Annotated in this window: 24 protein-coding genes; 16 read left to right on the plus strand and 8 right to left on the minus strand. The window is 43.2% G+C overall.

The genetic code is table 11. The features are described 5' to 3' along the window. Positions 1-109: 109 nt before the first annotated feature. From HRQ91_RS02285 to HRQ91_RS02295, 3 genes are all read left to right on the plus strand, one after another. Positions 110-1165: an NAD(P)-dependent alcohol dehydrogenase gene (locus tag HRQ91_RS02285; protein ID WP_210117137.1), complete on the plus strand. Its 1056-nt coding sequence runs from the start codon at positions 110-112 to the stop codon at positions 1163-1165. 349 nt (positions 1166-1514) lie between these two features. Then, positions 1515-1694, plus strand: coding sequence for a toxin-antitoxin system HicB family antitoxin (locus HRQ91_RS02290; protein ID WP_246473258.1), 180 nt, complete (start codon positions 1515-1517; stop codon positions 1692-1694). 173 nt (positions 1695-1867) lie between these two features. Beyond that, entirely contained in the window at positions 1868-2281 is a 414-nt protein-coding gene (locus tag HRQ91_RS02295) for a hypothetical protein (protein ID WP_210120072.1), read from the plus strand. 180 nt (positions 2282-2461) lie between these two features. On the opposite strand, the gene vapC is transcribed toward HRQ91_RS02295, so the two are convergent. Both vapC and vapB read right to left on the minus strand, forming a co-directional pair. Beyond that, complete coding sequence (vapC, locus tag HRQ91_RS02300) at positions 2462-2866, minus strand: type II toxin-antitoxin system tRNA(fMet)-specific endonuclease VapC (RefSeq protein WP_210120073.1); 405 nt, start codon at positions 2864-2866, stop codon at positions 2462-2464. Then, a complete protein-coding gene (gene vapB, locus HRQ91_RS02305; RefSeq protein WP_210120074.1) occupies positions 2866-3096 on the minus strand; it encodes a type II toxin-antitoxin system antitoxin VapB in 231 nt (76 codons plus the stop codon). Before vapB ends, vapC begins: the two co-directional genes overlap by 1 nt. Before the next feature lie 357 nt (positions 3097-3453). On the opposite strand from vapB, the gene HRQ91_RS02310 reads away from it, so the two are divergent. The 8 genes from HRQ91_RS02310 to HRQ91_RS02345 all read left to right on the plus strand — a co-directional run bounded on the left by HRQ91_RS02310 (position 3454) and on the right by HRQ91_RS02345 (position 14316). Further along, positions 3454-3924: an SH3 domain-containing protein gene (locus HRQ91_RS02310; RefSeq protein WP_210120075.1), complete on the plus strand. Its 471-nt coding sequence runs from the start codon at positions 3454-3456 to the stop codon at positions 3922-3924. Next, complete coding sequence (locus tag HRQ91_RS02315; RefSeq protein ID WP_210120076.1) at positions 3921-4844, plus strand: M48 family metallopeptidase; 924 nt, start codon at positions 3921-3923, stop codon at positions 4842-4844. Before HRQ91_RS02310 ends, HRQ91_RS02315 begins: the two co-directional genes overlap by 4 nt. 3 nt (positions 4845-4847) lie before the next feature. Then, the gene (locus tag HRQ91_RS02320; protein ID WP_210120077.1) at positions 4848-6938 is read left to right on the plus strand and encodes a CHASE2 domain-containing protein; all 2091 of its coding nucleotides are present in this window, start codon (positions 4848-4850) and stop codon (positions 6936-6938) included. Positions 6939-7058: 120 nt separating this feature from the next. After that, positions 7059-8825 carry a helix-turn-helix domain-containing protein gene (locus HRQ91_RS02325; protein ID WP_210120078.1) on the plus strand — a complete coding sequence of 589 codons (1767 nt, stop codon included), beginning with the start codon at positions 7059-7061 and terminating at the stop codon, positions 8823-8825. A gap of 267 nt (positions 8826-9092) precedes the next feature. Continuing rightward, positions 9093-10394 carry an extracellular solute-binding protein gene (locus HRQ91_RS02330; protein WP_210120079.1) on the plus strand — a complete coding sequence of 434 codons (1302 nt, stop codon included), beginning with the start codon at positions 9093-9095 and terminating at the stop codon, positions 10392-10394. 153 nt (positions 10395-10547) lie between these two features. After that, positions 10548-11474, plus strand: a complete 927-nt coding sequence (locus HRQ91_RS02335; protein ID WP_246473259.1) for a carbohydrate ABC transporter permease — start codon at positions 10548-10550, stop codon at positions 11472-11474. Then, positions 11467-12315, plus strand: a complete 849-nt coding sequence (locus HRQ91_RS02340; RefSeq protein ID WP_210120080.1) for a carbohydrate ABC transporter permease — start codon at positions 11467-11469, stop codon at positions 12313-12315. Before HRQ91_RS02335 ends, HRQ91_RS02340 begins: the two co-directional genes overlap by 8 nt. Before the next feature lie 3 nt (positions 12316-12318). After that, a complete protein-coding gene (locus HRQ91_RS02345) occupies positions 12319-14316 on the plus strand; it encodes a right-handed parallel beta-helix repeat-containing protein (RefSeq protein ID WP_210120081.1) in 1998 nt (665 codons plus the stop codon). A gap of 103 nt (positions 14317-14419) precedes the next feature. Here the strand turns inward: HRQ91_RS02345 and HRQ91_RS02350 are convergent, their stop codons facing one another. Beyond that, on the minus strand, positions 14420-16075 hold the full coding sequence (locus HRQ91_RS02350) for a Na/Pi cotransporter family protein (protein ID WP_210120082.1): 1656 nt from the start codon (positions 16073-16075) through the stop codon (positions 14420-14422). Between the two features lie 198 nt (positions 16076-16273). On the opposite strand from HRQ91_RS02350, the gene HRQ91_RS02355 reads away from it, so the two are divergent. Together HRQ91_RS02355 and HRQ91_RS02360 are read left to right on the plus strand one after the other, a co-directional pair. Beyond that, positions 16274-17047, plus strand: a complete 774-nt coding sequence (locus tag HRQ91_RS02355) for a hypothetical protein (protein WP_210120083.1) — start codon at positions 16274-16276, stop codon at positions 17045-17047. Then, a complete protein-coding gene (locus tag HRQ91_RS02360) occupies positions 17040-17741 on the plus strand; it encodes a YfcE family phosphodiesterase (protein ID WP_210120084.1) in 702 nt (233 codons plus the stop codon). Before HRQ91_RS02355 ends, HRQ91_RS02360 begins: the two co-directional genes overlap by 8 nt. Before the next feature lie 112 nt (positions 17742-17853). On the opposite strand, the gene HRQ91_RS02365 is transcribed toward HRQ91_RS02360, so the two are convergent. The 4 genes from HRQ91_RS02365 to HRQ91_RS02380 form a co-directional block, all read right to left on the minus strand. Beyond that, a complete protein-coding gene (locus HRQ91_RS02365; protein ID WP_210120085.1) occupies positions 17854-18570 on the minus strand; it encodes an MBL fold metallo-hydrolase in 717 nt (238 codons plus the stop codon). Positions 18571-18573: 3 nt separating this feature from the next. Further along, positions 18574-19332 carry a DbpA RNA binding domain-containing protein gene (locus HRQ91_RS02370; RefSeq protein ID WP_210120086.1) on the minus strand — a complete coding sequence of 253 codons (759 nt, stop codon included), beginning with the start codon at positions 19330-19332 and terminating at the stop codon, positions 18574-18576. An 18-nt stretch (positions 19333-19350) separates the two neighbouring features. Next, positions 19351-20241 carry a GNAT family N-acetyltransferase gene (locus tag HRQ91_RS02375; RefSeq protein WP_210120087.1) on the minus strand — a complete coding sequence of 297 codons (891 nt, stop codon included), beginning with the start codon at positions 20239-20241 and terminating at the stop codon, positions 19351-19353. Positions 20242-20383: 142 nt separating this feature from the next. Continuing rightward, entirely contained in the window at positions 20384-21001 is a 618-nt protein-coding gene (locus tag HRQ91_RS02380) for an ATP-dependent Clp protease proteolytic subunit (protein WP_210120088.1), read from the minus strand. Between the two features lie 265 nt (positions 21002-21266). On the opposite strand from HRQ91_RS02380, the gene HRQ91_RS02385 reads away from it, so the two are divergent. The 3 genes from HRQ91_RS02385 to HRQ91_RS02395 all read left to right on the plus strand — a co-directional run bounded on the left by HRQ91_RS02385 (position 21267) and on the right by HRQ91_RS02395 (position 22958). After that, positions 21267-22019 carry an epoxyqueuosine reductase QueH gene (locus tag HRQ91_RS02385; RefSeq protein WP_246473260.1) on the plus strand — a complete coding sequence of 251 codons (753 nt, stop codon included), beginning with the start codon at positions 21267-21269 and terminating at the stop codon, positions 22017-22019. Positions 22020-22378: 359 nt separating this feature from the next. Continuing rightward, positions 22379-22573 carry a type II toxin-antitoxin system VapB family antitoxin gene (locus HRQ91_RS02390; protein ID WP_210120089.1) on the plus strand — a complete coding sequence of 65 codons (195 nt, stop codon included), beginning with the start codon at positions 22379-22381 and terminating at the stop codon, positions 22571-22573. A gap of 1 nt (position 22574) precedes the next feature. Then, the gene (locus tag HRQ91_RS02395) at positions 22575-22958 is read left to right on the plus strand and encodes a PIN domain-containing protein (RefSeq protein ID WP_210120090.1); all 384 of its coding nucleotides are present in this window, start codon (positions 22575-22577) and stop codon (positions 22956-22958) included. A 389-nt stretch (positions 22959-23347) separates the two neighbouring features. On the opposite strand, the gene mazG is transcribed toward HRQ91_RS02395, so the two are convergent. Further along, entirely contained in the window at positions 23348-24271 is a 924-nt protein-coding gene (gene mazG / locus HRQ91_RS02400) for a nucleoside triphosphate pyrophosphohydrolase (protein ID WP_210120091.1), read from the minus strand. Positions 24272-24286 lie beyond the last annotated feature (15 nt).

Raw genomic sequence — 24286 nt, forward strand, 5'->3', positions numbered from 1 at the left:
TAGTTAAAAAAAAATAGTTCAAACTGATTCAAATTCAATCATTATATTTCTTGCTTTATGTAAATTTGTGGTGTAAACTATTACATATATAGTATTTTAGGAGGTTGAGATGAAAGGTTTTGCAATGTTGGGTATCGGTAAAACAGGCTGGATTACAAAGAAAGATCCCGAATGCGGTCCTCTTGACGCAATCGTAAAGCCTATTGCCGTTTCTCCGTGCACTTCCGATATTCACACTGTTTGGGAAGGCGCACTGGGCGAAAGAAAGGATATGATCCTCGGGCATGAAGCCGTAGGAGAAATTGTCGAAGTAGGTAACCTTGTAAAGACCCTTAAACGCGGCGACAGGGTTCTTGTTCCTGCTATTACGCCTAACTGGGGATCTTTGGAAGCTCAGGGCGGATATTCCATGCATTCGGGCGGAATGCTTGCTGGTTGGAAATTTTCGAATTTTAAAGACGGCGTTTTCGGTGAATTGTTCCACGTAAATGAAGCTGATGCGAACTTGGGACTTTTGCCTGACGGTCTTGATCCCGCTCCGGCTGTAATGTTAAGCGATATGGTTCCGACCGGATTCCACGGAGCCGAACTTGCCGATGTTCAATACGGAGATAAAGTTTGCGTAGTCGGAATAGGACCCGTTGGTCTTATGTCTGTTGCCGCCGCAACTCTCAGAGGCGCTTCACATCTGTTTGCCGTAGGCTCACGTCCCGATTGCTGCAAACTCGCAAAAGAATACGGAGCGACGGATATCATTAACTATAAGGAAGGTGATATCGTTCAGCAGGTTATGGACAAGACGCACGGAAAAGGCGTTGACAAAGTAATTATAGCTGGCGGAGATTGCGATACTTTCGATCAGGCTATAAAGATGGTAAAACCGGGCGGAAGAATTGGAAACGTAAACTATCTCGGTTCCGGAGAATTTGTAAGATTCTCAAGAGTTCAGAGCGGATGCGGAATGGGACATAAAACAATAGTCGGCGGACTTATGCCCGGCGGACGGCTTAGAGTCGAAAAACTTTCTTCCCTCATGGTAACAGGACGTCTGGATTGTTCAAAGATGCTCACTCACAAATTTAAGGGCTTTGAACACATTGAAGACGCTCTTATGCTTATGAAGGATAAACCGAAAGATCTTATAAAGCCGGTTGTCGTTATCTAAATAAATTAAGGAATAAATTAATATAAGGCAAACAAATGCGGGGCTGTTCCGGAAGTTATTCAAGACTTCACGAAGGACAGCCCTTTTTTATGTGCTCATTTTCAGAGATGTTTAATTGAAATTTATACATATAATGCAGGAAGAAAACTGGCGCGCATGGTGTCCATTAATAATTTATAGTGAATGGTCTGAAAGCATAGTTTTATTAGCTTTAAAAATGTTTGACGCCGAATGCGATGTCATTTTACAATCGGCTATGTCTCAGTGAGGAAAATTACCGGAGAAAATCAAATACCCGGCTGTAATCCGCTTACGATTCCGAACCTTGAGCCGATTAAAACGATTTACGTTGCGGCCTAAAAATTCCGGGCAATTTAAGATCCGTATTCCGAAATCGTTACACAAAACCCTCGCTGAAGATTCTAAAAAAGAAGGCGTAAGTATGAATCAGTATTGTGTTTATTTACTTTCAAAAAATTCGGAAAAAGCACATATTGTATTCGATCAAAAACAAACAGTATTTGTATAACACCGGTTTCCAAAGCTGACACCACAGCTAAGCCTTAATTTTTTTAAACTTATTGTTATGCTTAAACGCCGATGATGTGGTATAATCGAAAGTGAATAAAATTGCGCTGTGTTCTGTTAGAACTGCTTGTTTTGCAAGTATGAAATCTGTATAAAGAAATTTGGGAGACCTTTATGAAAAAAAGAAAAGTTGTCGTACTATTTGCAATTATCATTAGCCTTGTCGGTTTTATAAGTTGCAGCGACCCATCATCTTCAGAAGATAATACGATTTATAAAGTTGAAGTCGGAGCTGTTTCGAATTCTACATATAACACTGCGATTAATAAAATTTCAAATTGGAGTGAAGTTAACTATATGAATATAGCGTCGCTAAGATTGTATTTATTCAACAATACGATTTCAGATTATGGAAGTCAGACAGGCATTACACTTTCGGAAATCAGAGAATTCCTTCTTTCACATGGCTTTTCGAATTATAAAACAAATATTCAAATCGAAAATTTAAAGACCGTTGGAAATAATATAATATTTTTTTACCATGCATATGATTCAAATAAAACAATTTGGATGTATATTACAAAATAAGAAGGTTTAAATTGAACGTCTAAGATAGCGCCGTTCAATTTAACTTCGAGTTTTTTTAGAAAACTCGTTTATCAACTGTGCGCAATATGCGCACGAAAACGCCATTCTCGGAAATTGAAATTTCCTCGTATGCCGTTTTTTAAGGAACGTTTAAAAGCCGCTCACAGCGTCAGCGCCGGTTTACGCTTTTGACCAGTCTTCCACTTTTATCCAAGGGATTCTTCCAAATTCGTCATAATTATTTGTAACAACCGTAAGATTCCTTGTCATTGCCTGCGCGGCAATTTGCATGTCATAAGATCCGATTATTTTTCCTTCCTTTTCAAGGTATGCCCTAATCAATCCGTAAGCCTCCGTATCGTCCGTAGTAAAATCAAGAATGTTTTCAAAATCCGCACAGAAATCTAACAGTGCCTGCCGATTTTTTTCTCTATTTTGACTTTTGGAAGCTCCGTATTCCATTTCGGCAATAGAAACGGAGGACAAAAAAAGTTCTTTGCTGTCAAAAGCAAGAATCTTTTCCGTTAGATTAGGAAATTTATTCTTTATCAAAAAAATGCAGATATTCGTATCTAAAAGATACATCAAAATTCTTCCCTTGCCTGAAATTTGGGTTGATTTCTGCCTTCGGACATAAAATCATCCGTAAACTCGGAAAAACTTTTCTGCAAATTTTCCCACGGTTTATTCCGAGGATAAAGAATAATTGTCGTGCCTATTTTTTTTATAAACAATTCGGAATGATCAATATGAAATTCTTTTGGAATCCTTACGGCCTGGCTGTTTCCGCTTGTAAACACTTTTGTACGAACCATAAATGAACCTCCTTTCAAATAAAGTATATACATAAGTATTTACATTTGTCAAATAAAAAACCTATTCTATATTGCTTTTAAACCTTCGTTTATTGCGGCGGATCGCTGCCGGGAGGCTAGCTTTTTATGCTGCTAAGCATTTTTGTAGCTTGTTTCCTGCCGCTTGCCCTGGTATAAATCACTCTGAAACTGGACATATTTATCAATTCAATATAGTATTTTTATATCTTCATTGGAAAAACGCTTTAGCGCAGGAAATTTTACGGACGATTGAATGATCGTTTGCCGATTTGTTGACCGTCCGTTGTGCTCGGGCGTTCCTTGGTTTTTTTCTTTTTTGTTTTTACGGGAGTTTATATGAAACAAAAATCTGCCGTTTTTGTGTTTTTTTTGATGTGCGGATGCCTGAGCGCGGAAACGATGTACATATGCGCACAAAAGGCGCAGCTCAAAGAAAACACTTTCTTTTTTTCAAAAACCGTCGCAACTCTTTTATACGGCGACAGAGTGGACGTTCTTTCTTCAGACGGAAAATGGATAAAAGTTTCTCCCCAAGATAAAGGCGCCGCAGCAAAAGATGTTTCAGGCTGGCTTCAAAGTTCGGCGCTCACAAAAAAGAAGATCGTTTCAAGAGGCAACCGTGTTTCCGCAGATGCGAAAGAACTTGCGCTCGCCGGTAAGGGGTTCAGTGAGGAAGTGGAAAACGAATACAAAAAATCGGGAAAGGCCGACTACGCCGCTGTGGACAAAATGGAAGATGCGGAGCTTTCTTCTTCGGATCTTTTTCAATTCATACTTAAAGGAAAATTAAACGGGGCTGGGGAATGAAAAAAAATGCGTTTATCTTGACCGTTTGTTTATTGTTAAGCGGACTTTTAATCTTAAGCTCGTGCAGTTCCGTCATGAACATTGCGAGCGCCGCAGCCGAAGCAGCGGGATCGGCAGGAATTGTCGATCCTAATATTGCGTCTTCCGTATCTTCATCTGCCGCCGCTATCGGCAAGGCTGCAGAAACCGTTACTCCCGAACAGGAATACTATATAGGCCGTGCCGTTGCCGGTAATATTCTTGAAAATTATAAGGTCTTTGATTCTGCAAAGGCGCAAAAATATCTTAACGAAATATGCAATACCGTTGCAATTAATTCCGACAGGCCCGTATTATACAAAAACTACCGGGTCGCGATCCTTGATACGGACGAAGTAAACGCTTTTGCAACTTCAGGCGGACACATCATGGTAAGCAGGGGGCTCATATCCTGCGCTCATTCCGAAGACGAATTGGCTGCAGTCCTTGCTCATGAAATATCTCACATACAGCTGCGGCACAGCATAAAGGCGATCAGATCCAGCCGTGCTACGGACGCTGTTTTAAAAACCGCAGGAGCCGCCCTTATCGTATCCGTAAATTCCGGAGAATTGGCTGGAATCGTAGCGGGATTTGACGATACCGTAAACGACATAGTGAGCACTATGGTGAATTCGGGTTATTCGAAAAAACAAGAATATGAGGCCGACGAAAACGCTCTTTTGCTTTTAAAAGCCGCAGGCTACGATCCTAACGCCATGCGTTCGATGCTTGAACTTTTAAAGGAAAAAGAAAAGGGACAGACGACGGGATTTTCAAAAACTCATCCTTCGCCCGAAGCCCGCATGGAAAATCTCAAAGGCAAGTATGAAAAATATTCTGACGATGAAGCCCGCTTGATCAGAACGGGGCGTTTTGAGCGCATAAAAGAGTTTTTGTAAAATATGAAGAAATTAAAAAAGAGAAACGTAGCGGTCTTTGTCGGAGTTTTTGCTCTATGTTCGTTATTGCATTTTTCAGGTTTTTTTACGTTTGCCGAAAATAAAGCCTATGACGCCAGGACGGTTTTAACTCCCGAAAGAACGCCTCCGTCCGATGAAATTTGCTTTATTGCAGTCGACCAGGCAAGCATTGATTGGGCGCAAAAAGAAAAAGGCTGGGGATGGCCGTGGCCGCGTTCGGCCTACGGCGATATCGTAAGATATATGACATTGGGAGATGCCGCCTGCGTGCTTTTGGACGTTCTTTATACGGAACCTTCGGTTTACGGAATTGCCGACGATGAAAATTTCGCTATTGCGTGCAGAGAAAACGGCAGGGTAGTTCAGGTTATGTTTGCGGATACGGCTTCGGGCGGCGGATCTGCAAGCGCCGAAAGCGAAAAAGGCTATAAGGCGCTGTTTCCGGTCGAAAGCCTTAAAAATTCCGCGGCGCTTTTGGCAAATATCATAAGCGCAAAGGACGGCGACGACGTTATAAGGCGGACAAGACTGTCTTTTAATTTGAACGGAATTGAATATCCTTCGCTGGGAGCGGCGCCGTTTGTGATCGGCGAGCAAAGGGCAGGCAAAAAATCTGTCGCTGAAGCAATTTCATCGCTTAAAAAAAATTCGCCGCTTCTTCCCGACGAAACCGTTTTGCTAAGATATAAAAGGAATATCGATTCCTATCTTCCTTACAGGGCCTGTGATATTTTAAAAAGCTACGACGCTCTTTTGGCGGGTAAAGAGCCCATTCTTCCGCCTGAAAATTTTAAGAATACTGCCGTGTTTTTGGCCTATTACGCTCCCGGCCTGTTTGATATATGTTCTTCGCCCGTGTCGCAAGTGTATCCGGGTGTCGGTGTTCACATAACCGCTTACGACAACATTTTAAATGGCGGTTTTGTAAAAAAGCTTCCGGCTTGGCTTAATCTCATCTATTTGTTTGCGGTGTGCTTTGCAGGAGCTATGGTGCTTGACATTACCGGCAGACAAAAAAATCAAAAAACGGCGCCTGTGATAGCGGCGGCGGCTCTTTTTTTAGGCGTGGCGGCGATCATTTCGCTTTCATTTGTTCTGTTTTATTTCAATTTATGGATATTACTCGCCGCTCCTTTGACCGGTTTTATACTTTCTTTTGGCACGCAGGTTTTTTTAGGCTATGTTTTTGAAGGCCGGCAGAAAAAATTCATTAAATCAGCTTTCAGCCAATATTTAAGTCCCGCCGTAATAGAACAGCTTATAACGGATCCTAAAAAACTCAAGCTCGGCGGCGAAAAGCGGGAGATAAGCATTTATTTTTCGGACATACAGGGGTTTACTTCCGTTTCTGAAAAACTTTCCCCTGAAGCTCTTACCGAATTCCTAAACACTTATCTTTCGGCAATGACGGATATTATTTTGAATACGGGCGGAACGATAGATAAATATGAAGGAGATGCGATTATAGCCTTTTGGAACGCGCCCGCCGATGAAGAAGACCACGCTTTAAGAGCCGTAGACGCCGCCATGCAATGTCAAAGGCAATTGAGCCTGATGCGAGCTGAGCTTGCAAAACTTTCAGGCGGGCAAATCTATCAGCGGATAGGACTTAATACCGGCTATGCGGTAGTGGGAAACATGGGGTCGCACAGCCGGTTTGATTATACTATGCTGGGAGACAGCGTAAATCTCGCTTCAAGACTGGAAGGGCTTAACAAACAGTTCGGTACTTACACGATGTGTTCAAAGGCTACAAAGGATGCGGCCGTAAAATTCGGATGCAACCTTTATTGGCGGGAACTAGCCCGTGTGGCCGTTGTCGGGAAAAAAGAAGCCGTTACCGTATTCGAACCGCTTGAGATGAGCGAGTTTGAAAAAAAATTCGAAATTTTTGAAAATTTCGATAAGGCAAGAGATCTCTTTTATTCCGGAAGATTTTCCGATTCTATTTTATTGTTCGAACGCTTTTGCGGCGAAGACGGTCCTTGCAGATCCTACGCGCAAAAGTGCAGAATTCTCATGGAGAACCCGAATGATCAATGGGACGGAGTGTGGCACAGTACTGAAAAATAAGGCGGAACCTCTAAAAACTGCGGTTCTTAGAGGTGACTGCGGCTCATGAGCCGCTAAAATGCGATGTTGTAACTTGCGATAATACAGCGAGTTATAATTCGTCAAGATATACAAGGATATATGAAAAAAGCGGCAGGCGGTTTTTTTAAAAGGGCGTATTTTGCAAACCCGATTATACAGTTCCTTATCTCTTACGTTTCGGTTTTGACGATTCCCATAGCGTTTGTGCTTATCGCGTTGCAGTTTACGTTTTCTTTTATAACTGAAAATGTGATGATTTCTAACATGACTGTTTTGAATCATTCAAAACAGCTCATGGATTTGCGCATGGATTCCATTCAGACCTTGGCAGGATACATGGTGTGCGATAGGGATCTCAACGAATTGATAAAGACGGATAGAATAGAAAACGCCGACGATCCTGTCCTTCTTAAAACGCTGGAATCGCTTGCCGATATTATCGACGCACGCGGCAATGACTTGCTGGAATCGGCATATGTGATTTTGCGCCGTCCTAAAAAAGTTCTTTATAAGAGGGGAGTTTATTCGTTTGACGATTTTACCGGGTATATTAAGAATTTCGGCATTGAATATTCCTTTTGGGAAGATCGGTATTGCAATTCTGATAAAAAACTGCCGTTCTTTTTGCCTAACAGGGCGGGAATAGATTACATAGTGCCGTTCGGCGTAGACAGGGACGGTAAAAATTGTGGAACGGTAGTGTGCAATATCTCAAGCGGCGCAATGAAAAACATACTTGATTTTTCCGAAGAATACGGTTCTTATTCCTTTTTTCTAGTAGACGAAATCAAAAATAAAAGCGAAACGCCTATGTCGCATGTTCTTTGGTCTGAAGATTTTATGTCACGAAGCGATCTTTTGCAGACGCTTGACCTTTCGCAAAGGCGGAACATGAAAATGGGCAGAGGAATTTGGATTATTTATACTCAGTCGGAACAGTACGGTTGGAGTTATGTTCTTGCCGTTTCTTCCGATCGCTTGTTGAACAAATTCAACAGGTTAAGGCTGATTTTAATCCTTATGCTCATGTTCACTGTGGCCGTCGGGCTTTTTATATCTTCCTTCCTTGCCGTAAAAAAAGGAAAGCCCGTAAAAGACATTTTTGATTCGCTTGAATCGCATTACTTTGCCGATACGCACGGGGCGGGGCATGAAGTTCGCGATATGGCAAGCCTTGAAAAACTGTTTGAAAGGCTGTTCGACAGCATTACCGCCGTCAGAAAAGAAGATCTGTTTTATCCTGAAGTGCTCGAAGCGTTTTTATGCAGCAATATAAGATCGGGAAACTTTGAAGCTGCAAAATCGATAGTGCTCATGATTGAAAAAGAAAATTTTGAAAACAGGGTTTGCGACGCCGCAAAGTTTTCCGAACTGAACGTAAAAATTTGTGCGGCGCTCATGCCGTTTGAAGCGCTTGAAACCGTAAGCGCTCGGCGTTTGGACTCTCTTAAAAATTATTCTTTGCCGCCCGAAGATCATAGAAAATATTTTGACGAGCTGCTGAATATTTGCGAATCCTTATGTGAAAATGCCGGAAGGAAAAAAAACATGCAGCGCAAGGATCTTGCACAAAAGATAAAATCTTATCTCGATGATAATTATAGCCAGACGGGGCTTTGCCTTACCATGGTGAGCGACAAATTTGCAGTGTCCGAAAGCTATGTTTCTATGATCTACAAAGAGCAACTCGGTGTGAATTTTGCGGATTATTTGGAAAAAAAGCGGATAGAAAAAGCCTGCGAATTGCTGGCAGTAAAAAACGATCCTATTGAAAATGTCGCGTTTGCCGTAGGGTACTCAAGCGCCTCAAGTTTTAGGCGGGCTTTTAAACGGGTTACGGGAAAAACTCCTAAGGTCTACAGGTAAATCTTATCCGACTCGAAATTTATTTGACACACTAAAAGTTTGGAACAAAATTAAGAAAAACATCAGAGCGCTAAAGTTTTGGACAGCCCTTGAACCGGTTTTTATCCCAGTCTAAACATACACTTTTTATTCGGTAAAAAATTGTGCCTTTACATATGAAAATTTCACTTTTAAACTTTACTAAGATTGTATGTGCGCGGTGCGCACGGATTTTGCCGTCTTGGAAAATTCAAATTTTCCTGCGGCGATGCATTTATAGGGGGTACCATGAAAAAGATTGGAATTATTTTGGCAGTGCTGATCGTTGCGGCCGGTCTTGCTGCGGCGAACGGCACAAAAGAAGCGCCTAAGGGCGGAGCAGCCTCAGGCGAGCAGATCACGTTGAATTTATGGCACATAGGAGTCGACGCTACCCGTCATGCGGCTATGAAAGCTGCGATTGACAGATACCAGGCGGCAAACCCGAATGTAAAAGTCATTGAACAGGCTATTGAAAACGATCCGTACAAAACGAAACTTAAGACGGCCATGGGCGGCGGAAATCCGCCTGATGTATTTATAACATGGGGCGGCGGCTGGCTTGAAGAATTTGTAAAGGCAGGCAAAGTTCTTGACATAAACGACAGGATCGCAAAGGTGTCCGATAATTATCTTTTACCCGGTATTTCGATGGGAAAGGTAGGAAACTCTTACTACGGTTTACCGATAACATGCGGACCTTCATCCGTTTATTATAACGCCGAGCTGTATAAAAAATACGGCCTTTCGGTTCCTAAAACCTTAAGTGAATTTGAAAACAACTGTGATATTCTTAAGAAAAACGGAATTATTCCTATTGCGCTCGGAAACTCAAGCAAATGGCCCGGCGCTATAACCTTTATTTATCTTTCCATGCGCTACGGCGGAGCAGAAACGTTTACAAAGGCGTATGCGAGAAACGGCGCTGATTTTACCGACGAAAGTTTTGTAAAAGCAGGTGCTAAAATTCAGGAATGGGTTAAAAAAGGATACTATCCTGAAGGAATGAACGGTATTAATTACGACACTGGCGGTTCACGTATGCTTTTTTACAGCGGAAGAGCCGCGCACCTAATTCAGACAAACGGTCTTTTGGGCGCTTGCCGTTCCGAAGCTCCTGATTTCTTTAAGAATAACCTCGGCCTGTTTAAATTCCCTGTAATCGAAGGCGCAAAAGGTTCTGCGGATGAAATTGTCGGCGGCGGAACTGTAGTTCACATTTCTTCTTCGTGTAAACACCCTGATGAAGCTTTCGGTCTTTTGGTAGCCGTTTCGGATCTTGCGTACGGACAGGATATGGTAAACGGTTCAAGCATGATTACAGGCGTCAAGGGCGTGAACATAAAGGATCCTCTTGTAAAACAGCAGTACGAAGTTCTGCTCGGCGCAAAATTTATGCAGAATTTTTATGATCAGTACTTGCCGCCCGCTTTAGGCGAAGTTCATAAAAATACAACCCAAGCTCTGTTCGGCTTGACTATGACTCCCGAACAGGCCGCTAGTGAAGTAGAAGCTAAAGCGGTTGAAATTTTAGGTCCCGCAAAGAAATAAAAATACGAAAAATACCGGATGCCGCCGCGCAAAAAACGCGCGGCAGCCCGTGTTGGCCGCATGCGCCGCTTTGAAAAAGCCGGTTTTATCGGCGTTTGTATACTGAGATTTTGCATAAAATGCGTGCAAATTTTGCCGCACAAGGAGGAAAGATTGGCCGGTGTATATAATTCAAAAAGCAACCGCACAAAAGAAATTTTATTTGTGATTGCATGTCTTGTTCCCGGTTTTTTGATTTACGGAACTTACAATCTTTTGGGAATAGTTAAAACTTTTCATTACAGTTTGCTTTCATGGACGGGAATAAGCGACGTCCGGCCTTTTATCGGTTTGGAAAATTATTTTAAGCTTGTAAAAGATCCCAGCATGATGGTCGCCATAAGAAACAATCTTATTTTAGTCGTCACTTCGATCTGCATTCAACTTCCCTGCGCATTGCTTATCGCTATGGCGCTGAATTCAAAAATAAAAGGAACAAAATTTTTTAGAACGGTATTCTTTTTACCCATGCTTTTTTCAACCGTCGCTACGGGTATCATGTGGCAGCTGTTTTACGATCCTATGTTCGGGATTTTAGCTTATCTGATGAAGTTTTTAGGGCTGGGGTCCAAAGTCATAGGCTTCCTTGCCGATACACGCACTGCGATGCCGGCCGTGTTGTTCGTAATATGCTGGCAATTTATTCCTTTTTACATGATCATCCTAAAGGCCGGACTTGCAAATATTCCTGCCGAATTATACGAAGCGGCGCGCATTGACGGAGCTAACCGCTGGCAATGTTTCGTTCACGTAACCTTGCCGATGATCGCTCCTACGTTGAGAACGTCGGCCGTTATGTCTATGGTCGGTTCTCTTAAATACTTTGACCTTATTTACATTATGACAGGCGGCGGCCCCAACGGCGCAAGCGAACTTATGGCTACATACATGTACAAAAAAGGATTTGTGGAATTCAGCATGGGCTACGCATCTTCCATTGCCGGAACAATGTTTATAATATGTTTTATTTTTGCCTGTTGTTTTTTGTATCTGACTCAGGAACACAAGGAAAAAATAAAAAAGGAGAAGGCACATGCGTGAAAACGGCGAAAAGTGGTTTTTAGGTGATTTTATTTTTTCACGTTTTATTTATCTGTTCTGTATCGTAATCGCAATAATAACAGGATTTCCTCTGCTTTTTCTCCTGTTTAACAGTTTTAAGAGCCTTCCGGAATACATGCAGAATATTTGGTTTATTCCTAAAAAAATTTATTTAGGAAACTACGTCTTGGTATTGGCTCCCGCCTTTTTAAGATATTTTATAAACAGCCTTATCGTGAGCGTTTGCGGTGTTTTGCTTACGATCACGGTGGCCTCTCTCATGTCTTACATATTTGCGCGTTTTGAAATAAAGGTCGCAAAACCGCTTTATTTTCTTGTCATTGCGGGAATGATGATTCCTATTCATACGACGCTTATTCCGGTTTATACATTGAGCCATCAGATCGGATTTTACGATCATCTAATAGGTCTTATAGGCCCTTATGTTTCGTTTAATATTCCGATTTCCGTGTTTATTATGACGCAATTTTTTAAAGAATGCCCGAAAGAACTTGAAGAAGCGGCAACGATAGACGGAGGCGGTAAATTCCTTATTTACAGAAAGATCATCATGCCGCTTTCTGTTCCTGCAATTTCTACCGTAGGCGTGTATACTTTTCTTAACATGTGGAATGAATTTATTTATGCGCTTGTTTTGATAGACACGCCTGCAAGAAAAACGCTTTCTCTCGGAGTGCGCGATTTTTACGGATTTCAGACGATAAATATTCCGGCCGTGCTTACGGCCATACTGGTAGGATCTTTGCCTGTGCTGACCTTTTATTTTATAGCGCAGGATAAGGTTATAAACGGACTGACGCAGGGAGCGGTAAAGGGGTAAGATATGAAATATTATGTTTCTAAAGAATCATTGTACGGCGGCGACGGCACAAGGGAAAGGCCGTTCAAATGGATAAACGATGCGGCAAAGATCGCCGTAGCGGGCGATGAAATTATCGTCGCTCCGGGCGTATACAGAGAATACGTGGATCCTGTAAACAAGGGAACCTATGACGCCAGAATAGTTTACAGATCCGAAGTAAAAGGAAAGGCTGTGATTACCGGCGCGGAAGAAGTAAAAAATTGGGTGAAATTTAAAGGTAATGTTTGGAGCGCGCGCGTATCCAACGGAATTTTCGGCAACTACAATCCCTATACGGAAAAAATATGCGGGGATTGGTATTTCAGTGAAATTCCGCTTCATACCGGGGAAGTGTATTTAAACGGCGCTTCCATGTACGAAACGGACAGTATTGAAAATGTTTTGTCGCCTCATAAATATGAAGGTGCATGGGATAAGGAATTTTCCGTATACAGGTGGTTTTCGGAGCAAAAGGACGGCGCTACTTACATATATGCAAATTTTCACGGAGCGGATCCCAACAAAGAAAACGTAGAGATAAACGTGCGCAGAAATTGTTTTTATCCCAGTAAGACGGGAGTGGACTATATAACCTTTTCGGGTTTTACCGTAAAGCAGGCCGCAACTACTTGGGCGCCGCCTACGGCCTATCAGGAAGGAATGGTAGGCCCCCATTGGAGTAAGGGCTGGATCATCGAAGACTGCGAAATAAGCGATTCCAAGTGCTGCGGAATTTCTTTAGGTAAGTATCTGCAACCGGAAAACGAAAACAAATGGACCTTTAAAAGGCTTAAGCACGGAACGCAGACTGAAAGGGATTCTATATGCCAGGCGCAGGCGGAAGGCTGGACAAAAGAAAACATAGGCTCTCATATAGTGCGCCGCTGCGACATACACCATTGCGAACAGACGGGTATCGTAGGGCATTTAGGCTGCGTGTTTTCGATAATCGAAGACAATCACATTCACCACATAAACAATAAACAACAGCTTGCAGGCGCGGAGATAGGCGGAATAAAGCTGCATGCGGCTATCGACGTGCAGATCAGGAGGAATCACATCCATCACTGCACAAGAGGCTTGTGGCTTGACTGGCAAGCGCAGGGAACGCGGGTTACGCAGAATTTATTCCACGACAATTCTATTCCCATAGGAACGAAAGTGATGTCCGCTCTGGCTATAGGCGAAGACTTGTTTATTGAAGTAAGCCACGGACCTACTCTTGTGGATAACAATATCTTCCTTTCGGTGTATGCGGGGCGTATTGCCACACAGGGAACCGCCTACGTTCATAACCTTATCTGCGGGCCCTTTACGAGCGTCGGGGGCGGAACGGATAACGGCAAAAACGGAGGCCCGCGATATACGCCTTATCACTTTCCGCATAGAACGGAAGTTGCAGGTTTTATGACCTTTATGCACGGCGACGATCGTTTTTACAATAACATCTTTGTAAAAAACGAAGTGCCTAAGGAATATGACCTTTACTGGGAACAAAATAAGACGCCCACGAACAATGAAACTGGGACTGTTCCCTTTGACGATTATCCTTGCGAAGAAGAGTATTTGGCTTTATTCTTCAAAGAAGGCGACGCAGGCGCAAAGGAAGACAGAGGCAAATACTATACGAAACTTCCCGTGTATACCGGAGGGAACGTATTCTTTAACGGCGCAAAACCCTGTAAAAAAGAAAGGAATTTTAAGGAAGTGAGCGGCTGCAAGGTGTATGCAAAAGTAATTGAAAAAGACGACAAATATTATTTTGAAACCGACTTGTTCAAGCATCTTCCCGAATTCGAAACGGATCTTATTTGTACCGAAACGCTCGGAAAGGCGTTTGAGCCGGAACAAAAATTTGAAAATCCCGACGGTACTCAGATAATTTTCGATAAAGATTATTTCGACAACAAGAGAGGAATTTCTCCTATTGCCGGGCCGTTTGCCGATAAAGAGCTGGAATTCCCTTTTAAGCTATATTAGTGCGGATGTTTTTGATGCCCGTCGCCGCTTGAAGCTTCGTGTTTGAAGCGGCGCTGTGAATCTCAAACCTGCGGCAAGGTTGTCGATTGACAGATTTTAAATCTTAGCGTGTTTCCGAAAGCGCGCCGGCTATATTGAATGCGCAGTCGCCTATCTTTTCTATCTGGCGGACTACGTCGATATATAAAAGTTCCGATTTTACGTCGGCGCCGCTTTCAAGCCGCTTTCTTGCGGTTTTTTTTAGATTCTTCCTTGTAGCGTCAATCTGTTCTTCAAGTTCCTTTGCAAATTCCAGTTTTTCCGCGCTTAAACGCTTGTTGATGTTTATATGGATGAATGTTATAAACTGCCGCACGAGTTCGACATAGGGAATCAGCTTGTCCATATTTTCCTGCAAAAAGACCATTTTTTTCTCTATGCTCTTTTTTAAAAGGCAGGCGACGTTATAACAGTCGTCGGTCATGTTTTCAAGTTCATCGACGATAGACATCATAAGAGATATATTGTTTTGCTGCGACGGACCTACCGGCAATTTACCGCACTTTAAAAGATAATGCGTAATCTGCTCGGACATTTGATCGGCATAATCTTCGTCCCTCACAAGGCTTTCCATATGTTTGTCTATAAAGTTCTGCGATCGATCGGAAAATCCCAACTGAAGATGATCGAACATTTCTATTACAAGGTCGGCCATGTCGGCTATCGCTTTTTCCGCTCGGACTATGTGGGCAAGTGTGTTTTTTCTTCCTATCGCGTCTATGAATTCCAGCTTGTAAACGGCTTGTTTTTCGTTTTCGCGCGGTTTTATGAGCCGTTCCGTAAGATGCGCAATTTGTTTTGTAAACGGCAGGAATATAACGGTGGCAAGCAAATTGAATATCGTGTGCAGCATCGCAATATGATATGTTATGCCGGAGTATACGTTGCCGGGAACAAGAAAGTCTACCAGGTGCAAGAGCGGCTTTAACATGATTACGGCTATTACGGTTCCGATTACGTTGAACATTACGTGTATCGAAGCCGCTCTTCGCGCGTTTACCTTTGTGTTTACCGCCGCAAGCACGGAATCGACGGTGGATCCTATATTGCTCCCCAAAATCATAGCTGCGGAAAATTCCCACTCAAGAATTCTGTTGTAGGCCATTGTGAGTATTATGGCAGTAGAAGCGCTTGACGAATGCAGCAGCACGGTCAAAAGAAATCCGGCAAAGACACCGATCATTGTGCTCGCAAAGCCCATTCCCTGCAGTTGCGTAAGGAATAGAATTTTTTCAGGTTCGACGGATACTACGGATGAAAGCATGTCGAGTCCCAAAAACAGCATACCGAAACCCATCAAAAATTCGCCGATGCTTTCTTTGTGCAATTTTTTTAAAAGGGTAAGAAGATAGCCCAACCCGAAAACGGGAACGGCAAATAAAGATATTTTAAAATTAAATCCGAATAGTGCGACTATCCACGCCGTAACGGTAGTTCCTATATTGGCGCCGAAAATGACCCCGATTGACTGTGTAAGCGTGAGAAGGCCGGAATTTACAAATGAAACGACCATGACGGTAGTTGCGCCCGAAGATTGTATGATCATGGTTACAAGAATACCGGTTATTACCGCCATCAGGCGATTTCCCGTCATAAAGCCCAAAATGTGCTGAAGACTGTCGCCCGCGCTTTTTTGAACGCCGTCGCTCATCATCTTCATTCCGTACAGCAAAAAAGCAAGGCTTCCTGCAAGCTGTAAAACCGTTTGTATGATGTTCACACGCGAATAATACATAAAGATCCTAGTATTTGCAATAAGAGCGAGCAAATCCGAGCAGTGGAGGAGGATTTGCGAGCGTGTCCTCTAAAAGAAAAACGCGTCAAGCGTTTTTCGCCTTACGACTTAATACTTAAAAGAGCAAATCACGGCGACCGGCGTCCGATTTTCAAAAAGCTGAAAATTCGGTATTATGATAATATGAAAAAATACGAAAATGCCGTGCTATTTGCAGTTCTGTGCCTTGCATGCTTTATTTTTTGCAGCTGCGGGCAGAGAAAAAAAAATAACGATTACGCAGATCTTATGCGCCTGAATATTAAAAGCGTGCCGCATTTCGTATGGACGAATTCCCGCGCTTGGAGCGAATCCGAAAAAAAAATATGCATAGTCTTCGGCTACGGTTACAACGGCGACGAATTTATTTCAAAAATAAAAGCCGAACTTTCCGAAAAATACGGTCTTGCGGAAGACGGCGGACTTATAATTCCTCTTTTATTTCCCGGAGATTTTAAAGTGTCCGGCAGGGATAGAATTTCCATGCTGTCGGAAATCTTGCGCGATGTCCGGCTTAAAGGAATAATATTTCTCGGCGCGCCTGAGAATACGCACAACGCAGTCTCGGTTTTTAAAAATCTATATGATGGAGAAATTCCTTTTCCGATTTTTTCATTTTTTCCTCAAGACGATGTTCTCGGAATGGAATGGACGGCCGACTTTGTGCTTGACGAGGCCAGGCCTCAGGACGCCGTTCCCGACATGGAAGAATCGGTGGTAGTTACGGATGAAGTATCTTTGCTGCTTGATTCTTCCGTGCGATATATGACGCTGCTTGACAGTCCGTTGCCGCCCGATTCCGATCTTATTCTCCACGTCAGAGCTATTGCCGGAAAATACGGAAAAATAAGCAGGTATGTGGATCCCGAAACTGGACTTCTTTCCGTAAATCATTTTGTTTTAAAAGCGTATGAATAAATTAGTTCAACTTCGATCAAAGCTGATAGGCTCGGACGAAGACGCGCTTAAACTTTCCGAAGCGGACAGCGCGGATATTCTGGTAATTTCAGATTCTCACGGTAATAAAAACATTCTTTTTGAAATATTAAGCAGTTTCGGGAAAGATAGCGACGCTCTTGTTTTTTGCGGCGACGGGGCGGGAGATGTGGCGTTTATGCTCGATAGGGCAAGCATGGATATCGCTTTTTCGGAGTATATTCCGCCCGTAGTCGCCGTTGTTCGCGGCAATAACGACGGCGGTTGTTTTTCCGTGCAGTTTGCCTCTGGCGCGGGACGCTTCGAAGCGGAAAACGGATACGAGCGCAGCGTTATACTGGACAGCCTTGTTTTACCGGTTTGTTTGCACAAGATATTTATAACGCACGGGCACAGGTATTATTCCGCAGAAAACCTGTATTACGCCGCAAAAAAGGCGGGCGCGTATGCGGCGCTTTATGGGCACACGCACATTGCGTGCAAAATTGAAAGGAAAGGCGCAGTTTTGGTAAACCCCGGAAGCTGCAGTTTTCCGCGCGGAGGAATGCCGCCGTCTTTTGCCCGGATATTTGTCCGAAAAAACATGGAAGACATTAAAGTTGTTTTTTATAAGATAGAAATTTACGGCGGCAAATTAAGGTATGTTCCGTTCGAGCCGGGGTTCAATTTTTACTAGCCGAGAATAGCGCGCGGTACTTTTTTAATCGCTGGAATTATGAACAAAGAGCGTACGAACGGCGCGCGATCGAAAATTGAAATTTTCTCCTGCGTGCAAGCCCGACTTATTTTTAAATGCCCTGTGACAAAGGAAATCCCGAATAATCGTGCCCGGGATATACGAGGGTGTCGCCGGGAAGCGTTTGTTTTAAGTGCTCCAAGCTTTTTAATATGGCGCTTTCGCTTCCGCCGTATAGATCCGTCCTTCCCCATGATTGAAAGAAAAGCGTATCTCCTGAAATGAGCTCCTTACGGGTTTTGTTGTACAGGCAAATAGACCCCTTAGTGTGTCCCGGAGTGTGTATCACAGTCCATTGAGATAAAAGCTTAAAGTTTTCTTCCGCCTTTTCCGTGTTTTCTTTACAAAGATTAAGACAATGCTCTTTACCGAAGGCTTTTCCAAGATCGTCGCCGTCGTTGAGTAAAATATCCGCTTCGGGAAGGCTTGCAAGAAAAGGTATAAGGCTAAGTCCTCCCATAGGCTCAAGACAAAGCCTGTGGAATTCAACTCCGCCTTGTCCTAAGCTTAAAGCGTCGTCCTTATGTATTGCGATCTTTATGGCGGGATAAGCTTCTTTTATTGCGGAAAGGCCGATTACGTGATCGAAGTGTCCGTGAGTAAGCACAACTGCAACGGGAACAAGAAAATTCTTTGCAAGATAATCCGTTATTGCCGTTGCGTCTCCGGAGGCCTTGCAGCCTGCCGGATCGACTATAAAGACAAAATTTTCAGCAAGCGGAACTATGCATGTGTTTACTTGAATCGGCCCTGTCCGTATTGTTTTCATCTTTTATGAAAGCGTGGAAGACGTCGTAAACGGTTCTTTGTCGGCCGCCGCTTTTTCCGCAGCTGCGTAAGCTTCGGCATCTTCCTGTGAAAGCTTGTCGTTTTCGTTTATTCCGGATGAAAAGCTTTCGGAATGCTCCGATTCGGCAAGCCTTACGGCGTCATTTACGTCTTTTTGGTGCGAATAGCTTACCGTAAGTTTGCGTCCGCGGTAGTCGTAACCGTTGAGAGCTTCGATTACCTTGTCCGCATCTTCGTTGAAAAGTTGTATAAAAGAATAATTTGCCAATACGCGGATATCGCCGATCCTGTCGCGGTCCAGGTGAGCTACGCTTATTAAAAGACCCACGAGATCGCGCGGATAAACGCGTCTGTTGCGTCCTATACCGATAAAAACGGTCGTTGCAAGATCGCTGTCGATTTGTACTCGAGGAGAACGGGCTTCGCTTTCTTTTTCTTCGGCGTTTGAATTCTTTACCTGAAAATTATGAGTCTCGCGTTGAGATCGGGACTTCCAATCCCTGGAATATGCGCGGCCTTCGTGACGCCGGTTTTTGTAAGAGGATGAACGAGAACCCATTGCCTGCTTTGCAAGGTAAGCCGCAACGTATGTTCTGAGAGCAAAGGGAACGTTTTTTTTATATATTTTTTTCAGATCTGTTAAAATTTCAGGATCCTCTTCCGTTTTAACTTTGGAAACGGCATCATTTAAAATAGAAACAAACAAGTTAATATCTATCTCATCCACATGTTTAAAAGACATAGGAAACTCCCAAATAATTTAAAATAGTTTTGCAGTGTATCCGGAACCGGTCTTTTCAAAACCGAACCGATGCAATAAGGGGATCATGATATCGGGAATTACGATATTCGCGATGATCACCCATTGAATATTCCGCTTTTGCAAGTCTTCAAGACTCAGCGATAAAAGTTCCTTACCTATCCCGAGTCCGCGGAAATTTTGTAAAACAAAAAAAGACGTAAGTACGACCGTTTTTCCCTGAGGAAACGGACATTGTGAAAACGTTATGCAGCCTGCAAATTCGTCGGAAAAGGTTCTGCATATGAAGCCGATTTCAGAATCATGCGATTTGAATTGATACTTCCATAAAGATACAAACGCCGTGCTTATTTCTTCCGGCAGGTTTTCGTCCATATCGCCTGCGGCTGCCCGGCTGTAACGCAGTATCAAATTCTTGTCCTTTGACGAATCGTATGCGCAAAATATAAAATCGTTTTGAACGGGGATTTCAAAGTCCTCCGCGTCTTGAGCCAGTTTTTCAAGCCCCCAGATTTCGCGCAATGAGTTGTACCATTCGTTAAGGCGGCGGCGCATTTTATAATGCTTGAACAAATGCCACTTTTTCTCGATTTCAGGGTACTGTCTTATGCAGGTCTTAAAGTTTTTGAACACCCCCCTTCCGGAATGAAGGATCTGCCGAAGTTCGTCTTTTATGAGCGGAGCATGCAAGTCGGAAACGAATTGTTCCCTAAGGGCAAACCCGTCGGCAGATGTCCATTGCGGTAAAAAAAAATATCTGTCGTTATCAACTGTATTTTGTTCTTTTTTTATTAAAATTCCGTTTACGGCATCTAAGACGAAAAAAGAATTCTGATCTTCCATCGCAGCAAGAATGGAGTTTGCTATGCTTTCAGTAAGTTCAAAATACATAAATCAATGTACCATAAAAGGCTCCGATTGACAATGTTGTGCGCACCGTTTGTGTTTAGCGTTCCGCTTACATTAAGATTGTCCTAAAGCTCCTGAGCGGATTTGCATCGCGAGTTTGAAGGCAGGCTCGACATTCATACGTCTAGATTATCTTTTTTAAGTCCGCACGCGTTGAAACTATGGAACTTATAAGGCCGTATTCTTTTGCATCCGTCGCGGTAAGCCAATAATCACGATCGGTGTCTTTTTCAACTTGAGCCAGTGGCTTTCCCGTTTCGTCTGCGATCAGCTTATTCAGCTTTGCGCGCGTTTTTGCCATTTCCTGCGCGTGGATTTCTATATCGGTCGCCACTCCTTTTATCCCGGACAGCGGCTGATGTATGAGGTATCGGCTGTCCGGCAGCCCTATACGGCGCTCTTTGGGTACCGCTAAGAGTACGAGGGCTGCCGCGCTTGCAATGAGTCCCATACCGATAAGGCATACGGGGGCGTCTATAAAACGAATCATGTCAAATATCGCAAAGCCTGCGTCGACGTCGCCGCCCGGAGAATCTATGTACATACAGATAGCGTTTTTGTTGTCCGCTTCAAGCAAAAGCAGCTGTCTGACTATCTTTTCCGCCAGATCCTTATTTATTTCGCCTGAAAGAATTATCTGCCTTGTCTTTAGGAATTTTTCCATTAACGGATCGGCGGATTTTTTGTTTTTTTCGTCGTCATCTTCTTCTTTATTGAAGACAGTGCCATACATACCGTTCATCGTTGCTCCTGCAAAATCGAATAAAATTTTGTGCGGCCTGAAATTTTGTTTTGCGCGAAGCTGCATTGCGGCTCGCATAAAATTTTGTTGCGAACGGCAGCGCAGCACAGATGCCGCAGATAAAAGTTAAAAACAACTTTTTATTCAATATAGCGAATAAAAAGCCGTCAGGCAAGCAATATGCCTGCATCGTTCTGCTGCGGCTGGCGGCAGACTGTTGCCTCGCGTTCTTGCATTCGGCCGTTAAAAAATATATGTTTAAAACATGAATTTGGCACGGCAAGCATCCGAAATCCAAGTATCCGAAGCGGAACGCAAAAAAAAATCTCAAAACCGTAGCGCAAAGATAAATTACAATGCAGTGATGGAAAAACTCATAGCCGGCCTTGAAGGAAAAAAAGCTTCACTTTTACTGCACGCCTGCTGCGGGCCGTGCAGTACGGCTTGCCTGGAAAAAATTTCTTTGTTTTTTGAAATAAGCGTGTATTTTTATAACCCGAATATTTATCCATTTGAAGAATATGAAAAACGCAGGGACGAGATATTTAAATTTGTCGAAAAGCTGAACTTCGCTACGGGACGGGAGATACGGATTTTGGAAGGCGGCTACGATAAAGACGATTATGACAGGGCGATAAGAATCGAAGAATGCCCGGAACTTGCTTTTGAGGCCGAGCGCGGCGAACGATGCCGAAGGTGTTACGAATTCCGGATGAAAAAGGCTTTTGAATATGCCGCCGAAAATAATTTTGATTTTTTTGCGACTACTTTGACTTTAAGCCCTTATAAAGATTCCGACAAGGTGAACGAAATAGGCAGGCTGCTTGACGAGCAGGCCGTAAAAAACGGACTTGAATTGAGGTATCTTTATTCGGATTTTAAGAAAAAAAACGGATACCTAAGGTCAATAGAGATTTCCAAAGAGTACGGGGTGTACAGGCAGGATTATTGCGGCTGCGTGTATTCGCTCTCTTCAAATGCGGCAGGGATCGTCGCGGAAAGACCGCAGCGGCTTTAGCCGCGAGGACTTGCAGCAAGAGCCCGGTGCCCGCTTTGCGGGCAGCCGCCCTAATAAAAAAACGTGATCTTAAAACGGCGCCGCTTTTTTGCTATCAACGCTGCTCAGGTGTTAAGGATGTAACCTTTTTTGTACGGTACAAAATATTTGAACAGCTTTTGTTAAGCTAAGTTGGTAAACTGCTCGAGCGGAAGGGCTTGTATGCAAGTATGTGGGACAACTTCCAAAGCGGTTGTTATGAAACAAAATAGACGATCGCGGCTCAACGCGGGTTGGAACGGTTTGCAGGCACTGATATGTATAAAGAACATTGATTATGCATATGATTTGGTGTTATAATATGCATACGGAGGATGTATATGAGAACAACGCTGGATCTGTCCGATACCTTGCTTGAAGAAGCGATGACATTGACAAAAATTACGACAAAAACGGAGGTTATAACACAAGCGCTTGAAAATTTGATACAAAAAGAAAAAGTTCAAAAACTGAAAGACTATTACGGCAAACTTGATTTGAATATCGACTTAAAAACGCTGAGAAAAAGGACATAAGATGGTATTGGTCGATACTTCCGTCTGGATAGAATATTTTAGAGGCTCTGCACGCTCTGCCGTGCTCAAAGAGTTGATACATAATAATATGCTTTGTATCAATAATCTTGTGCTTGCCGAATTGCTTCCTTTTATTAATTTGAAAAAAGAATATGAGTTGAAACAGCTCTTGCTTGCAATTAAACGAATAGAACTCGAAATAGACTGGAACGAGATTATCGATATGCAGACCCGAAATCTATTGTACGGTATAAACAAAGTCGGTATTCCCGATTTAATCATTGCTCAAAATGCCATTAACAATAATCTTTTTTTGTTTTCGTTTGACAAACATTTCGGTCTTATGCGCAATTTGTTTGCTCTTAAAATATTTGCGGAAGAATAAACTGCCGAACTGCTTGTGCGCGAAATGGGCGTAAGGACAAATGTGCCTTTCAAAGATTTAAGTCCCCTGAAAAAGAAATCGTGTTTCACGGACATGCGGCACTCCTTAGGAGATTGTTGATAACGGTGAAAGCGTAACGGGAAAATACCTGAAAAAACTGATAAAGCAAAAGCTTTAACCTGCGGCAGGGATCGTCGCGGAAAGACCGCAGCGGCTTTAGCCGCGAGGACTTGCAGCAAGAGCCCGGTGCCCGCTTTGCGGGCAGCCGCCCTAATAAAAAAAACGTGATCCTAAAACGGCGGTAGTTTTGTCTTTGCGCCGGGGCGAAGCATTTATCTTTTTGAACGGGAAATTTGTTTTGCTGTGTAATTTTGCCGAACGCCATTTGTTTACAGGTCTTGCGCCTTTGCCTCATCCCAAAAGCGATCCATTTCTTTAAGGCGGCTCGGATCCATTTCCATATTTGATTCTTTCATTTTTTGTTCGACAAAAGAAAAGCGTTTATAAAATTTTTCGTTTGTGCGGGAAAGGGCGATGAAGGGATCCACGCCGAGATGACGCGAATAGTTGACCACGGAGAATAAAAGGTCTCCAACTTCTTCTTCGAGGTTAAGCTGGGCTTTGTCCGCCTGAGGCGTGGAAGCTATGGTTAGGGGTTTGTCGCCTTCTTTAAAGGCCGCTCTTGCTTTCAGAACGGATTTTTGCGCTTCTAAAACTTCTTCCAATTCTTCTTTGACTTTTTTAAGAACGGAATGGGGGCTGTCCCAGTCGAATCCTTTTTTTGCGGCCTTTTTTTGCATTTTATAGGCTTTTAAAAGAGGCGGAAAGCCTTTGGGAATTTGATCCAGTATGGATTTTTCGCTTTTGCGGCCTTCTATGCTCTCTTTTATGCTGTCCCATTGAACAAGGACTTCCTCCGGCGTGTCGGGCGTTTTTGTTACGCAGGTGCTGCCGCTGCTTGTTTTAAATACGTGAGGATGACGACGGATTATTTTTTCCGTAACCGCGTCCAAAACGTCCGCGACGGTAAAACTGCCTTCTTGTTCGTACATGTAGGCGATCATAACGGCGTTAAGAAATACGTCGCCCAGCTCTTCTTTTGCGTGTTCCGTATCCTGTTCGCTTATTGCGTCTATGGCTTCGAATGTTTCTTCTGCGAGATCCGTGCGCATGGAAAGGGGAGTTTGCTTTATGTCCCACGGGCATCCGTCTTTGTCCCTAAGGCATTTTACGGTGTCTGAAAGTCGTTTATACGAAGCCGCTTCAACTGCTTCTTTTTGTATTTTTTTATTTATTTGCGGTGCGTCTTTCATATAGTCTCCTGATTA

Source organism: Treponema parvum (assembly GCF_017893965.1).
In the GTDB taxonomy this organism is placed as follows: Bacteria; Spirochaetota; Spirochaetia; order Treponematales; family Treponemataceae; genus Treponema_D; species Treponema_D parvum.